Genomic DNA, 14,903 nt, shown 5'->3' with positions numbered 1-14,903 from the left:
GTATTTTCGGAAAAATATAGCGAGAAAATTTGCTATTGAGCGAAGGTTAAACTAACACTCAATCATTACGGAGGATGAAGAGAACAATAATAAGAGGCGATATGAATCATTTAATATCTGTAGGTGCACTGGAGTCCTTTTTGGTTGCGATCAGTGTGCTTTTCCTGGGGCATTTCATTAATGCTAAGCTACCGATCTTAAAGAAATTCAACATACCTGAGCCGATTGTAGGGGGCTTAATCGTTGCCTGCATCATTACTGCTCTTCATTTTAACGGCGTCGATTTGGAGTTCGACTTACCGTTGCAAAACACATTCATGCTGATGTTCTTCGCTACCGTTGGTTTGGCAGCAAATTACACTCAGTTAATGAAAGGGGGCGCGAAGGTTTTCATCTTCTTAGCAGTCGCGTCGTTCTACATCATCATTCAAAACGGTGTTGGTGTTTCACTGGCAGCGGCATTGGGTTTAGATCCGCTGATGGGGCTTATCGCTGGTTCGATTACTCTATCAGGTGGTCACGGCACGGGGGCGGCGTGGTCACAAACTTTCCAAGACGTTTACGGTTTGAATAACGTATTGGAAATCGCGATGGCGTCAGCAACATTCGGTTTGATCATCGGTGGTATCATCGGTAGTCCGGTTGCGCAGCGTCTGGTCGAAAAGAACAACATCGAATCTGAGTATGGTCGTGGTGGTCGAGATGCCAAAACCCACGAGAAATTCCCGGAGTTGGTGACGTACAACGAGTACGAAGAAGACAAAGTAACCGCGAAAAAAGTGGTTGAGAAACTGTTCTTCCTATTGATCTGTGTAACAGGTGCTAAGTACGTAGAGCAATGGGTGAGCACTTACGACATTCAATGGCTGATGATTCCAGACTTCGTTTATGCGTTGTTCATTGGTGTGATCATCACTAACTTCTTGGAAGTGACCAAGATTCGTAAGTTGGATGCCGAAACGGTCGACATGTTAGGTACGGTGTCGCTGTCTCTGTTCCTAGCGATGGCTCTGATGAGCTTGAAACTATGGAACATCTTTGACCTAGCGATCCCATTCTTGGTGATTCTAGGCGTGCAGTCAGTGATTCTGGCTATCTTCACCTACTACGTCACGTTCAAGGTGATGGGTAGCAACTACGATGCTGCGGTTATCGCAGGTGGTCACTGTGGTTTCGGTTTGGGTGCAACCCCAACGGCGGTAATGAACATGGGTTCAATCGTTAACCGCTTTGGTCCGTCACCACAAGCGTTCATGGTTGTTCCGATTGTTGGTGCCTTCTTCATCGACATTGTTAACTTGATCATTCTACAAGGTTACATCTCGTTCCTTGGCTAGATAGATTAAGACGCCAAATAAAACAAAAGGTCACAGTATTGCTGTGACCTTTTTTGTATCTGGCGTTTGCCAACGAATAGCTTCGTCTGTCTAGACGCACGCTTTCATTTTCAAGCGGTTCTTGTTGTCGCGATTAGCAAGGACTTGCTGGTGGTCATCAATCGTCCCCAGTGTTTTCGCCATGCGATCGTAAAGCACAACGTTCACCGTCGCGGCTAGGTTCATACAACCGTGAGTCGGTACGTACACCACGTGATGCGCCTTATCGACCATCTCTTGCGGCAGTGAACCGTCCTCCGGTCCAAACACATAAACCGCGTTCTCTGGGTGAGTGAAGTGGGGCAGTGCTGTTGCACCGACCACTAACTCAACACAAACAATTTCCACATCGTCGGCAACATTAGCAGTGAGGTCTTCCATCTCCACTAATTGAATGCGTTCTTGTGAGTTCTGGGTGTCGGTCTGAAACTTTACTGCGCGGCTGTAGCGTGTGCCGTTGTAACGAACTTGCGCAGCGTCGTAGCAGCCAGCGGCTCGCAATACAGCGCCAACGTTGGTTGGACTCTTTGGGTTGTACAGTCCAATAATGGCTGTTGGCTTGGTGGTCATGGTTGGTGTTCTGCTTTTCAAAAATTCTAGATAACAGCGCTGGGCGCATTAAGCGGGGGATTATGAACTTAACCACGCCGAAGCGCTATTGCTACAGGCTGATTATTTTTGCGTTGAAGCAAAGAGAATGAAGATTGATGGTGTTGAAAATGAAAAAGCGAGGACAGTACCTCGCTTTTGATGTGTGGTTTTGCTTGTGCTTGTTAGTCCACGGTGCGGCTAAACTTGATGCTAGCCGTCCAAGCAAGCACACCGATGAAAGCGTAAATCCCAACGTTCATCCAACCTGCATCTGGAATCGCGCTGAACGGGTTTGGCGCAAGAATCGCGTGCAGTGGTAGATAGAAAATTGCTGAGAAGAAATCATCCAGACCATAGTAGTTAAACATCGCAATTGGCATCCAACGTAGCGCGTAAATACCAATCAAGATCACCAACAATGGTGAGTTCACTTTCTGTGAGATTGCCATTGCGGTTAGTGCGAGCGGCAATAACAACACCCCAGCCACCACCATTCGAAGCAAGAATTCAACCCAGTTCAGCAGTACGAAGCCCAGTGATGCCTGGCGATACAATAACGCCAGCTGGTGGTCGGTTGAAACATTCAACATCCACAGCATAAAGTCGGCAGCGAAAACCAATACCGAACACACCAATGGAATCACCAATAAACCAAACGTCAGCTTCACCAGATGGGTTTTCACGTCACTGACAGGCATACTGCGCCAAAACATGATACTGCCCTCTGAACGCTCTTTACGCAGCGTTCTCGGGAAGTATTGAGTGCCAAGTAGGATAGACAACAAACCAATGCCTCCTGTGATCAGCATGTTGACGTCATCGCCGAGCTCTTTGTGGATGTCACTGACATCACCGCCAAAGCTCATTTGGAAGAACATATTGTGTTGCAGTGTCGAGCTACTCATTAAGCTGACAAACAGTAGCACACCACAGGCAAACATAAATAACGGCACGCGTGTAACCAACGGGTTCTCTAGCCATTCTTTACGCAACATCGCGACAATCGATTTCATTATGCTGCCTCCTTCTGCAATGCCAAGAACAGATCCGCAAGCTTGACGCCATACACATCACCCAGCCCAGCGACTTGCTCTGCGTATTGGGACGACAGCAACCATTTAGTCGTGCCTAAGCCTTTTTGCGATGACAGTGGTTTCAGCGCTTCGATTTGTGCGCGATGCTCATCACTGGCATCGAGAATGAAGTAATCTTCGCTGATGCTGTCCATTGAGGTTTGCAGAACAGGTCGACCGTGTTTAAGGATCAGCACGTCCGTCAGTAGGTGTTCGATTTCCGATACTTCATGGCTCGCTATGATCAGCACACGCTCGCCATCGTGGAACCATTCCAGCAAATGACGGTAGAAGGTATCGCGATAAACCAAATCCAAACCAAGCGTTGGCTCGTCCAGAATCAGAATCTGCGTATTGGTCGCGATGACGACAGCCAAGTGCAATTGCACCTTCATGCCTTTCGATAGGGATTTGATGCGTGCACGCGGCTTGATGTCGGTTTGACGAAGCATGGTATCGGCTTTGCTGCGATTAAAACCTGGGTGTACGCCCTCGGTGTAATCGAGTAGCTGAGCAACCGTCATCCAGTTTGGCAGAACGTTCACATCCGAGATGTAAGACAAGCTCTGCATGATTTTGTCGCGTTGCATGATTGGCTCAAAGCCGTTGATGCGAATGGTACCCTGATATTCGTGTGCACCGAGTAGGGCGTTAATGAGAGTCGATTTACCCGCACCGTTATGACCTAGCAAGCCAAGCACTTGACCCGCTTGTAGATCAAAGCTCACGTCATGCAGCGCTTCACCCTGCTGACGATATTGCTTGGAGACGTGTTTTACACTGACTAATGCGCTCATTGGTCACCTTCAATATGTGTTTGGATTTGTTGGATAAATTCATCAAGTGACATATCCAGACGTTGTAATGTGTCGGCGATCTGCGGAATTTGTTGTTCAAGGAAACGGGCTTTTTCATCAGCAAGAAGCTGTTTTTTTGCACCTTGGGCGACAAACATGCCTTGCCCACGTTTCTTCTCAATCAATCCTTCATCAACCAATAACTGATAGCCCTTCATGACTGTCAGGTGGTTGATCTTCATATCCGCAGAGACACTGCGTACCGAAGGCAAAGCTTCGCCCTCTTGCCAGATGCCTTGCAATATTTGCTGGGTGATCTGGTCAGCCAACTGACGGAAAATCGGTTGGCGATCATGCCAATGCGTCATGATTGGTTTCCTTGGCTGAGTTGGTGTTATATATATGTATAACACCTTGGCGATGGGATAGAAAGCGCCAATCTTCTTGCGCTGTTTTCTCAATCACTTTTGTCGATGAAAATTCGACACAGTTTGCACCAGAGTTTCACGCAAAATTTGCACGCAATCGCATACGTTTTAGCCCTCAAAGATTGGCAAAAAATTGATCACTTCTCATAAGTTGAGAAGTGCGAAAAAAACGAGAAAATTGCGCCACAAAACTTGGTGAAAAAGTGTGTTTTTTCATTGAGTGAGAATTGGGTGAATATTCGAGTTATTGCTTTCTTATTTAATGAGAATCTAGTGGGTTTGGACCCTAGAAAACCACACGTTCAGTAGGCACTCTGACCTGCCTAAATACCGCTCAACCTGCGAGTTGTTACTCAAAGGATGAGAAAAAGGAGGCAAAGAGGTTTTATGAATCAGGTCATTTCTGTCGGTCCACAAGAGTCGTTTCTCGTCGCTATTTGTGTGTTGTTCTTGGGACAATTCGTTAACGCTAAATTACCGATCTTAAAGAAATTCAATATTCCCGAGCCAATTGTGGGTGGTTTGATTGTCGCATGTGCGATCACCGCGATGCATTTCAATGGCGTGGATTTAGTTTTCGATTTACCGCTGCAAAACACTTTCATGTTGATGTTCTTCGCTACCGTTGGCTTAGCAGCGAACTACACCCAGTTGATTAAAGGCGGCGCTAAGGTATTTATCTTCTTAGCTGTAGCATCGGTGTACATCCTTATCCAAAATGCGGTCGGTGTCTCCTTGGCAACGGCGCTCGGCTTAGACCCGCTAATGGGCTTGATTGCAGGTTCGATTACGCTGTCTGGTGGTCACGGTACGGGCGCAGCATGGTCACAAACCTTCCAAGATATGTACGGCTTGCACAACGTTTTAGAAGTGGCAATGGCATCCGCTACCTTTGGTTTGGTGATTGGTGGCATCATTGGCAGCCCAGTAGCGCAGCGCTTGATCGATAAACGTAACCTTGAATCTGAATACGGGCGTACTAACCAAACTCACGAACGTTTCCCTGAATTGGTGACCTACAACGAGCACGAAGAAGACCGCGTAACCGCGAAAAAAGTGGTCGAGAGCTTGTCGATCATCCTGCTGTGTGTCACTGGTGCTGGCTACTTAGAAGGTTGGGTGAGCAGCTTTGGCATCAAATGGTTGATGATTCCAGATTTCGTTTACGCACTGTTTATCGGTGTGGTGATCACCAACATCATGGAAGTGACCAAAGTTCGCAAAGTGGATGTTGAGACGGTCGATATTCTTGGTACGGTTTCGCTGTCTCTGTTCCTAGCGATGGCGCTAATGAGTCTAAAACTATGGAACATCTTCGACTTAGCAATCCCGTTCCTCATCATTTTGGCGGTGCAATCGGTGATTCTGGCGGTTTTCGCTTACTACGTGACATTCCGTGTGATGGGCAGCAACTACGATGCAGCGGTTATCGCAAGTGGTCACTGTGGCTTTGGTCTGGGCGCAACCCCAACGGCAGTCATGAATATGGGCTCTATCGTTAACCGCTTTGGTCCATCACCACAAGCCTTTATGGTGGTGCCTATCGTTGGCGCGTTCTTTATCGATATCGTTAACCTAGTGATTCTGCAAGGCTGTATTTCTTTTATAAAGTAATCAGCTACGCTCCACAAAACAAAAGCCAGTCCCGAGAGACTGGCTTTTTTGATCGGCTTAGAGCAATAGGCATCAACAATTTAGATTACTGGAATGAGCCATGTCCTTTAAATTTATCAATGACTAATATTCGGTTTGTTGAGGACGTTACTGATGCGAAATCGTCGGACATTTATCATCAGTAATTTCCTTTTCTCCTTATAAGACTCTAGCTAATTGCCCGTCGCATCCATCATCGCGACGGGCTTTTTTTATTCCTGCCAAACCGACGTTGCGACGGAATTACAAGAACGCTTTGTATGGCAATTCTGGTTCGTTTTTGAAGATGTCGCTGAAGCCACGGAAGTGTTGGTAGTGCATGCGACCTTTATCGGTAGGGAAGGTGTATTTGCCTCCCACTTGCCAGAAGAACGGTGCGAACTTGTATTGCAGACGATCTTTCTTCATGTTCCACAACACTTCGATTTCGCGTGGGTCGTTTTGGAAGTTCGCCCAAATATCGTGGTGGAATGGCATCACGACATCACAATTCAATGATTCTGCTGCGCGTAGGATGTCAGAAGACGTCATTTTGTCTGTCACACCGCGTGGGTTCTCACCGAAAGATAACAGTGCCACGTCGATTTGGTATTCGTTGCCGTGCGCTGCGTAGTAGTTCGAGTAGTGCGAGTCACCAGAGTGGTAAACCGACCCGCCTGAAGTTTCAATCAGGTAGTTCACCGCGCGTTTGTCCATGCCGTCGAGGATTTCTTTATCGTAAGAAGAAGTGCCTTCTGGCAGCGTGACAAGTGCAGTACGGTCGAATGAATCCAGAACGCGGATCTTCATGTCGCCGACCTCAAGCACATCGCCCACTTTCGCGACAACACAACGCTCTTCTGGTACGCCCCAGCCCATCCATAAATCGACACACGCTTGTGGACCGATGAACTTCACGTGGTCACCACAGTTTTGCAGTACCGCTGCCGCGACGTTCACGTCGATATGGTCAGCATGGTCATGGGATGCCATCACAGCGTCGATCTCTTTGATAGCAAATGGGTCAAGCGGGAAGATAGCAGTACGTAGGTTTGGTTGCAGCGCTTCGACGCCGCCCATACGCATCATTTGGTGCTGGTTCTTCATGAAGGCATTCTTTTGCGTCTTTTTGCCCGTACCACACCAGAAGTCGATAGAGATGTTGGTGTTGCCCTCACTCTTCAACCAGATACCTGTACAACCTAGCCACCACATCGAGAATGTATTTGGTTCTACCACCGTATTTTCGATCTCTTCGTTTAACCAGGTACCCCACTCAGGGAATGTATTTAGGATCCAAGATTCACGAGTGATTTCATTTACTTTACTCATAGCAACACCTTTTTGTTTCACAATTTTTATTAAATTTGGGATGTAGGGAGCCGAGCGCCTTAATTTGTGGTTAAGGCACTGAGCTGAATTATTTTTATTTATTTGAGAAAGAGGCTAGGGCGCGTTAGACCAGTATGACCTGTGTCCCTTTTGCTTCTATCGCTTTGATGACCTCTGGGTTGGCACTTTTGCCAGTGATCAGAATGTCGATTTTCTCGGTAGGACAGAACAACATGCCCGTTCTGTGACCCACTTTGGAGCTGTCTACCACGACGACGAGTTTGTCGATTTGCTCAAGCATTTGCTGCTCTGCCACCGCAGTTAACATGTCGGCTTTGTAGAGTCCGGCTTCGGTTAACCCTTTACCCGAGGTGAACATCCAATTGCCTGCGTAACTGCCAAGCGAGTTGGGCGCCGGATTTAAGAACAGTTTTTGCGAACGGTTGTATTGACCGCCAATGATGATCACATCGTCATGGTCTTCATTGATCAGGTAGCTTGCCAATGGGAAGTAGTTGGTGACGATCTGCACGTCTTGTCCACATAGCTTCTGCCCAAGTAGGAAAGCGGTCGAACCGCAGTTGATGACCACGCTGTCGCCAGGCTGACAAAGCTCAGCGGCTTGCATCGCAATCAAGGATTTTTCTTCGTAATGCTCAGTGCTGTTGATATTCAGCGGTGACCATTTTTTCTTTTCTGCTTCTACGCGTTCTGCGCCGTTGCGTACTTTGCGTAGTTTGCCTAGTTCATCCAGCTTAGAGATATCACGGCGAGCCGTAGCTGGAGAGACGTTAAAACTCTCAATAATGTGTGAGACGTTAATCGTCTGATTTTCTTCTAGTAAAGACAGAATGCCATTGTGTCTTTGTACTTCATTCATACCCATCACCCTATTTGATTCAAATTCACCGAAATGTGTATCTAGTGATTATTTGGTGATTACTTGTGATTTGTTTTGATTCTATTAATCACGCTCTTGATTGTCAAATTCAAGACTGATGAAAATCTGAACTTCATCACAAGAATTTATAAGTTATTGTATTTACTGGTAATTTAATTTTTGTGTGTGATCCGCTTACCATTTGTGGGGTTTTTTGAAGGGCAAAATTGATAAATATCAAAATAATCACAAATGAGCATTGCGTGATTACTTTTGATTGTTAGAGTTTATTTCGTGAGCAAAAACTGAGTAGATTCTACGACATCAGATGGAATCACTCTGACCTACATACGATTACAAATAAAAAACACTCTAGGGGTAAAGATATGGAGTTCTTGTACGACATCTTCTATATTTTTTACAGCCAAGTTATGACCAAAGCCCCACTTCTACTGGGTTTGGTAACATGCATTGGCTATTGGTTGCTGAGAAGAGACGCCACCACCATCATTAAAGGTTCCATCAAAACGATCGTGGGTTTCATGCTGGTTCAAGTGGGTGCGGGCACCCTAGTTGCTGGCTTCAAACCTGTGATTTCCAAACTTTCTGAATATCACGGGCTAACCGGCTCAGTCATTGACCCTTACACATCCATGATGTCTACCATGGAAGCGATGGGCGACAACTACTCTTGGGTGGGTTACGCCGTTCTGTTGGCATTAGGTATCAACATCCTCTTGGTACTGTTCCGCCGCTACACGGGCATCCGCACCATCATGCTGACTGGTCACATCATGTTCCAGCAAGCGGGTCTGATCGCCGTGTTCTACTTTGTGCTTGGCGCAAGCATGTGGGAAACCATCATTTACTCTGCGGTGTTAATGGCGCTGTACTGGGGTATCTCCTCTAACATCATGTTCAAGCCAACTGAAGAAGTCACCGGCGGGGCGGGTTTCTCTATTGGTCACCAACAACAGGTGGCGTCTTGGATTGCAACAAAAGTAGCCCCAAAACTGGGTGATAAGAACGACAGCGTTGACCACCTAGAACTGCCTAAATGGCTACACATCTTCCACGACAGCATCGCAGCAACGGCGATCGTGATGACGGTGTTCTTCGGCATCATTCTGCTTTCATTCGGTCTTGATAACCTTCAAGAAATGGCGGGCACCACACACTGGACTATCTACATCCTAGAAACGGGTCTGAAATTCGCTGTAGCGATTCAGGTGATTGTTGCCGGTGTACGTATGTTCGTTGCTGAGCTATCTGAAGCGTTCAAAGGCATCTCTGAGCGCGTGATTCCAAATGCGGTATTGGCGATTGATTGTGCGGCTATCTACGCATTCTCTCCAAACGCAATGGTATTTGGTTTCATGTGGGGTGCGCTGGGTCAGTTCGCAGCAGTACTGGCGATGTTGGCATTCGATGCACCAATCATGATCATCCCTGGCTTCATTCCAATGTTCTTCTCTAACGCGACCATCGGCGTATTTGCTAACCACTTCGGTGGCTGGAAAGCGGTGATGAAGATCTGTTTCGTGATGGGCATCATCGAGGTGCTAGGTTCTGCTTGGGCTATCCACCTATTTAGCCAACACGGCACAGAGTTCAACGGCTGGATGGGCATGGCGGACTGGGCGCTTGTATTCCCACCAATCATGCAAGGTCTGTCTGCATCGAAAATGTTCTTCTTCGTTCTTGTTGGTCTTTCTCTGGTTTACATGTTCTTCGCTTCTCGCAAGCTACGTGCTGAAGAAGACGCGCAAGGCACAGTAGAAATGAGTGAAGAGCCAGAAGTGATTGAAGCGGTAGAGCAAGCAATCAAAGCGAGCGACGGTCTGCGCCCAGTAAGCATCCTAGCAGTATGTGGTAACGGTCAAGGCTCATCGATGATGATGAAAATGAAGATCGGCAAATACCTAGAGAAGAAAGGCATTCCTCACGTGATGGACTCATGCGCAGTGTCGGACTACAAGTCGAAGCTTGCGAGCACGGACATCATCGTATCGTCGAAGCACCTATCTGCGGAGATGGAGCCAGGCGAAGGCAAGTTTGTACTCGGGGTGCAAAACATGCTTAACCCTAACTCCTTCGGGGACGAGCTACTCGACATCATCAATAAAAACTTTGTACCAGCAAAATAAAACAGCATGACCAAATACTTCTCTCAATGAAGAGAGAAGAAACCAATAACAAACAGCGGATAACAACAGTGGTGTCGTGTTTCGGAAAGCCAAAGTCACGGCACCCAAACTGGAGATAGAACAATGGGATTAAAACAATCACTGATCGACAACAACTCAATCAAACTGCAAGCAAAAGCCTCTAACTGGCATGAAGCCATCAAGATTGGTACGGACATGTTGATTGCCTCTGGTGCGATTCAGCCTTCTTACCATGACGCCATCATCAGCAGCGTGGAAGAGTTGGGTCCTTACATCTGCATCGCGCCTAACTTAGCACTGCCACATGCACGCCCAGAAAACGGCGTAATTCGTACTGCCTTCGCACTGGTTACGTTAGAAGAGCCAATCTACTTTGAAGGCGAAGATGAGTCAGTTGATGTGTTGATCACGCTAGCGGGCAGCTCTTCAGACGAGCACATGGAAGGTCTGATGGAAGTGACCCAAGTGTTGGATGATGAAGACAGCGAAACGGGCGTGGATTTAGACAAACTTCGTCGTTGCCGCAGCAAAACCGATGTATTCAACGTGATTGATGAAGCTTTGGCTGTCACCGCCTAAGGAGAAATCATGTACAGCGAACTGAAACAACGTGTGCTCGAAGCCAACCTCAAACTGCCGAAATACGGCTTGGTGACCTTCACTTGGGGCAACGTGTCTGAGATTGACCGCGAGCGCGGCGTGATTGCGATTAAACCATCAGGGGTGGAATACGATGGCATGCGCGCTGAACACATTGTAGTGGTCGACTTAGACGGCAATGTGGTGGAAGGCAATATGAATCCATCCAGCGATACCGCGACCCACATTGAGATTTACAAAGCGTTCCCACAAGTGGGCGGCGTGGTGCACACCCACTCACGCAGCGCAACGATTTGGGCACAAGCAGGGATTGATATTCCAGCGCTGGGCACGACTCATGCCGACTACTTCTATGGCGACATTCCATGTACTCGCAAGCTCTCACAACGCGAAATTGCCGAAGAGTACGAGAAGAACACTGGCTTAGTGATAGTGGAAGAGTTTCGTCAACGCCGCATTGATCCAATGGCAGTGCCAAGCGTGATTGTTGCTGGTCATGCGCCTTTCTCTTGGGGAACCAACGCCGATGATGCCGTGCATAACGCGGTGGTATTGGAAGAAATTTCTGCCATGGCATTAGCAACGCGTTCACTCAACAGCGGCATCAAGATCCAGCCTGAGCTTTCAGACAAACACTACCTGCGTAAGCACGGTGAAAACGCCTACTACGGGCAGAGGTAACGACATGTACAAAGTGCTTGCTTTAGATTTAGACGGAACCGTCCTCACCGATGACCACAGCATTCACCCAGAGGTGAAAAAAGCGATTCAAGAAGCGCAGCAGAAGTGTCACGTGGTGATTGTCACCGGACGCCATCACACTGCGGCACGTCCGTATTACGATGAGTTGGGTCTTACCACGCCTATCATCTGCTGCAACGGCACTTATGTTTATGACTACCACAATGACCGTGTACTCAAGCACAACTCCATCAATAAGGAAGACGCGCTGACGTTCATCGCCTTGGCGAAGGAGTTTCAGGTCAAGATGGTGATGTACGTAACTGATGCCATGACGTACTCAAACTACAACCCAATTCATTATATGGAAGCGTTGGAAAAGTGGGCGAAAACCGCGCCAGAGCATCTTCAACCGAAGATCTACAAAATCGACTCGTTCAGCGAAGAAGTGCGCAATACCGAGTTCGTGTGGAAATTCGTGGTGGAAGGCTTACCAAGCTCGGTAGAACGCTTGATTGAAAACCCATGGGTGAAAGAGAAATTCAACGGCGAACGCTCGTGGTCGAATCGCATCGACTTCGCAGCAAAAGGCAACAGCAAAGGCTTAAGACTGGCGGAATACGTTTCTGAGTTGGGTTATCACCCGAATCATGTCATTGCCGTGGGCGATAACCACAATGATATTTCCATGCTCCGTTACGCCGGATTAGGCGTTGCCATGAACAACGCAGACGAGACGGTACGTTCTAGCGCCCGTTTGGTATGCGAAACCGATAACAATAACGACGGCTTAGCTCGTCTGATACGTGAAAAAATTCAAGGATAAGCATCATGACCAAACCAATGATTCAAATCGCTCTAGACCAAACTAACCTAACTGACGCTGTGGCGGTTGCAAGCAATGTATATAGCTACGTCGATGTGATTGAAGTGGGCACCATTCTCGCGTTTGCAGAAGGGATGAATGCGGTCTCAACACTGCGTAAGAACCACCCAGATCACATTCTAGTGTGCGATATGAAAACCACCGACGGCGGCGCGATTTTGTCTCGCATGGCGTTTGAAGCGGGCGCTGACTGGATTACGGTTTCAGCCGCAGCGCACATTGCAACCATCGAAGCGTGTAAAAAAGTCGCGGATGAATTTAGTGGCGAAATCCAAATCGAAATCTACGGCAACTGGACGATGGAAGATGCGCAAGCGTGGGTGGATCTTGGTATCACTCAAGCGATTTACCACCGTTCTCGCGATGCAGAGTTGGCAGGGATTGGTTGGACAGACGCTGACATCAGCAAGATGCGTCAACTCTCTGAGCTAGGTATCGAGCTCTCTATCACGGGCGGCATCGTGCCAGAAGACATCTACCTGTTCGAAGGCATCAAAGCGAAAACCTTTATCGCAGGTCGTGCATTGGCGGGCGACAGAGGACAAGAGACCGCAGAAGCATTGAAAGCGCAAATCGACCGTTACTGGAACTAGGGGGCGACATGTATCAGAACCTACAACGTCATCGTGTTGGCTTGTATGAGAAAGCGTTGCCGAACGAGTTGAGTTGGGAAGAAAAACTCAGCGTGACCAAAGAGTTGGGCTTCGACTTTCTTGAGATATCGGTGGACGAATCAGACGATCGCCGCAGCCGCTTAGATTGGGACGACGAGACGATCTACACCCTGCGTCACCAGTGCGAACATTATGGCATGCCATTGCAGTCGATGTGTTTGAGCGCGCACCGTAAGTTTCCGTTTGGCTCGGCTGATCCGAAGATCCGAGAGCAAGCTGTGCTGCACATGGAAAAGGCGATCGCATTGGCGTACAAACTTGGCATCCGTACCATTCAATTAGCTGGCTACGATGTGTATTACGAGCCAGCAAACCGTGCCACGCATTTGCGCTTTATTGAAGGTATGAAGGAAGCGGCGAAACTGGCTGAGCGCGCAGGTGTGATGCTTGCTGTTGAAATCATGGACACCGATTACCTCAATTCATTGAGTAAGTTCGAGGTGCTCAATCGCGAAGTGAATTCGCCGTATTTCACTGCTTATCCAGACGTGGGCAATATCTCTGGTTGGAACTATGACGTCTGCACCGAACTGAAATTGAGTAAGCCACACATTACCCAAATCCACCTTAAAGACACCTATCGTGTGACGCCGGAATACAAAGGTCAGTTCCGCGATCTCGTGATTGGCGATGGTGAAGTGAACTTCGATGCCATCTTCCGCACACTCAAAGAGACAGACTGCGTCGTGCCACTGGTGATTGAGATGTGGGCGCACGATGAACATTGGCGTGCGCACATTCAAACCGCCCAACAGCGCTTAAATCAAGCGTGTGATCATGCGGAATTACCAAGGTTGTTTGCCGCATAACTCTCTCTTAACTGTATAAACAGTTATACCCAAGTAACCTCGAGATGCGTGGTTCAGCGAAAGTGACTTGGTTTGCAGACGCGGCAACGATTTGAAGATCTAGTGGTTCTAAATCAAAAATCGTTAACAAAGTATGGAAGCCAAGGCAATTCGCCCTTCGGGAACGAGTCACGGAAACAATTTCTTCGTCAAACGACTTGGAAATAGCTGTCTATTACGCTGCTTCGTTTTCCTTGAACTTGAGTCAGTGACTCGTTCTGAATCCTGCATCTTGAAGTCACTTGGGTATATATGCTCCGGTGCTCGTTATTGGGCACTGTTTTCCCATCGTGGGAACGTGCAGTTTTTAACCCTCGTGAAAACTGCACTCTTTCGTTTCATTGGTTGACTTACCATCAGGGTTGGCGCAAAGTTGCGCTTTGTCGTTATGAAACCCCGTTAATCTGAATGAAATTACTCCATCTGCAACTTTTCTGGTACGAAAAACATCACACCCTATTGGAGATGGAAGACCTGCCAATTCTCACCCCAGCGCAAGAGCAAGAACTGCGTGAGTGGGCGAAAACACGCCGCAAAATCCTCAGCTACGAAGTGCATCAACAGCCTTGGGTAAAAGTGAATGTCGACGGTTTCTCATCGATTTTAGAGCTCAAACCAAATGGCACGCTGGTGGAAAAAGACTTGTTCAGTGAGCGTGGTTTACAGGGCTTATGGAAGGTCAGCGACGGCTTTTTGTTTATTAAAGTCATCAGCGGTGAATTCATCGTCGAATACCAAATTGTTGGTCACACCGAAAACAATGTGCACAGCGGTATCGAGTACATCAACGGCAAAATCAGCACCTACAGCAAATTTGCCAAACTTGCGAATAATTAAGCCGATTCAATTCGATGTAGAGAAAGGAGCCAAAGTGCTCCTTTTTTGTTGTGGATAGAAAATCCCAACTATTCTTACTTCAAGCAATGAAATCAATGCG

15 protein-coding genes are annotated in these 14,903 nt (G+C 47.6%); 9 read left to right on the top strand and 6 right to left on the bottom strand.

The window, feature by feature from the left end:
- The first annotated feature begins 101 nt into the window (after positions 1–101).
- Complete coding sequence (gene gltS, locus AACR11_RS25840; protein ID WP_005428854.1) at positions 102–1,337, top strand: sodium/glutamate symporter; 1,236 nt, start codon at positions 102–104, stop codon at positions 1,335–1,337.
- A gap of 90 nt (positions 1,338–1,427) precedes the next feature.
- Here the strand turns inward: gltS (AACR11_RS25840) and AACR11_RS25835 are convergent, their stop codons facing one another.
- From AACR11_RS25835 to AACR11_RS25820, 4 genes are all read right to left on the bottom strand, one after another.
- A complete protein-coding gene (locus AACR11_RS25835; RefSeq protein ID WP_029790523.1) occupies positions 1,428–1,946 on the bottom strand; it encodes an RNA methyltransferase in 519 nt (172 codons plus the stop codon).
- A gap of 203 nt (positions 1,947–2,149) precedes the next feature.
- Positions 2,150–2,980, bottom strand: a complete 831-nt coding sequence (locus tag AACR11_RS25830) for a membrane protein (protein ID WP_029790524.1) — start codon at positions 2,978–2,980, stop codon at positions 2,150–2,152.
- Positions 2,980–3,837 carry an ABC transporter ATP-binding protein gene (locus AACR11_RS25825; RefSeq protein ID WP_051117173.1) on the bottom strand — a complete coding sequence of 286 codons (858 nt, stop codon included), beginning with the start codon at positions 3,835–3,837 and terminating at the stop codon, positions 2,980–2,982. The genes AACR11_RS25830 and AACR11_RS25825 overlap by 1 nt, the downstream gene beginning before the upstream one ends.
- Positions 3,834–4,205, bottom strand: a complete 372-nt coding sequence (locus AACR11_RS25820; RefSeq protein ID WP_009706721.1) for a GntR family transcriptional regulator — start codon at positions 4,203–4,205, stop codon at positions 3,834–3,836. The genes AACR11_RS25825 and AACR11_RS25820 overlap by 4 nt, the downstream gene beginning before the upstream one ends.
- 447 nt (positions 4,206–4,652) lie before the next feature.
- Here AACR11_RS25820 and gltS (AACR11_RS25815) point away from each other — a divergent pair, with 447 nt between their 5' ends.
- On the top strand, positions 4,653–5,879 hold the full coding sequence (gene gltS / locus AACR11_RS25815; protein ID WP_020195065.1) for a sodium/glutamate symporter: 1,227 nt from the start codon (positions 4,653–4,655) through the stop codon (positions 5,877–5,879).
- Between the two features lie 282 nt (positions 5,880–6,161).
- Here gltS (AACR11_RS25815) and ulaG read toward each other — a convergent pair whose 3' ends face one another.
- Positions 6,162–7,229: an L-ascorbate 6-phosphate lactonase gene (ulaG, locus tag AACR11_RS25810; RefSeq protein WP_005448892.1), complete on the bottom strand. Its 1,068-nt coding sequence runs from the start codon at positions 7,227–7,229 to the stop codon at positions 6,162–6,164.
- Positions 7,230–7,353: 124 nt separating this feature from the next.
- Positions 7,354–8,109, bottom strand: coding sequence for an HTH-type transcriptional regulator UlaR (gene ulaR, locus AACR11_RS25805; protein ID WP_029790526.1), 756 nt, complete (start codon positions 8,107–8,109; stop codon positions 7,354–7,356).
- Between the two features lie 386 nt (positions 8,110–8,495).
- Here ulaR and AACR11_RS25800 point away from each other — a divergent pair, with 386 nt between their 5' ends.
- From AACR11_RS25800 to AACR11_RS25770, 7 genes are all read left to right on the top strand, one after another.
- The gene (locus AACR11_RS25800; protein ID WP_029790527.1) at positions 8,496–10,256 is read left to right on the top strand and encodes a PTS ascorbate-specific subunit IIBC; all 1,761 of its coding nucleotides are present in this window, start codon (positions 8,496–8,498) and stop codon (positions 10,254–10,256) included.
- Positions 10,257–10,379: 123 nt separating this feature from the next.
- Positions 10,380–10,856, top strand: coding sequence for a PTS sugar transporter subunit IIA (locus AACR11_RS25795; RefSeq protein WP_029790528.1), 477 nt, complete (start codon positions 10,380–10,382; stop codon positions 10,854–10,856).
- 9 nt (positions 10,857–10,865) lie between these two features.
- The gene (locus AACR11_RS25790) at positions 10,866–11,558 is read left to right on the top strand and encodes an L-ribulose-5-phosphate 4-epimerase (RefSeq protein WP_009696581.1); all 693 of its coding nucleotides are present in this window, start codon (positions 10,866–10,868) and stop codon (positions 11,556–11,558) included.
- Between the two features lie 4 nt (positions 11,559–11,562).
- Positions 11,563–12,384: a Cof-type HAD-IIB family hydrolase gene (locus AACR11_RS25785; RefSeq protein WP_029790529.1), complete on the top strand. Its 822-nt coding sequence runs from the start codon at positions 11,563–11,565 to the stop codon at positions 12,382–12,384.
- Between the two features lie 5 nt (positions 12,385–12,389).
- The gene (locus tag AACR11_RS25780; RefSeq protein ID WP_029790530.1) at positions 12,390–13,037 is read left to right on the top strand and encodes a 3-keto-L-gulonate-6-phosphate decarboxylase UlaD; all 648 of its coding nucleotides are present in this window, start codon (positions 12,390–12,392) and stop codon (positions 13,035–13,037) included.
- An 8-nt stretch (positions 13,038–13,045) separates the two neighbouring features.
- Positions 13,046–13,927, top strand: a complete 882-nt coding sequence (locus AACR11_RS25775; protein ID WP_029790531.1) for an L-ribulose-5-phosphate 3-epimerase — start codon at positions 13,046–13,048, stop codon at positions 13,925–13,927.
- A gap of 447 nt (positions 13,928–14,374) precedes the next feature.
- Positions 14,375–14,803, top strand: a complete 429-nt coding sequence (locus tag AACR11_RS25770; protein WP_005434695.1) for a hypothetical protein — start codon at positions 14,375–14,377, stop codon at positions 14,801–14,803.
- Positions 14,804–14,903: the final 100 nt, after the last annotated feature.

It is taken from the genome of Vibrio sp. L85, from assembly GCF_963871815.1.
In the GTDB taxonomy this organism is placed as follows: domain Bacteria; phylum Pseudomonadota; class Gammaproteobacteria; order Enterobacterales; family Vibrionaceae; genus Vibrio; species Vibrio harveyi.
The sequence above is the reverse complement of the archived record's forward strand: the minus strand, read 5'-3'. Positions and strand labels throughout refer to the sequence as shown.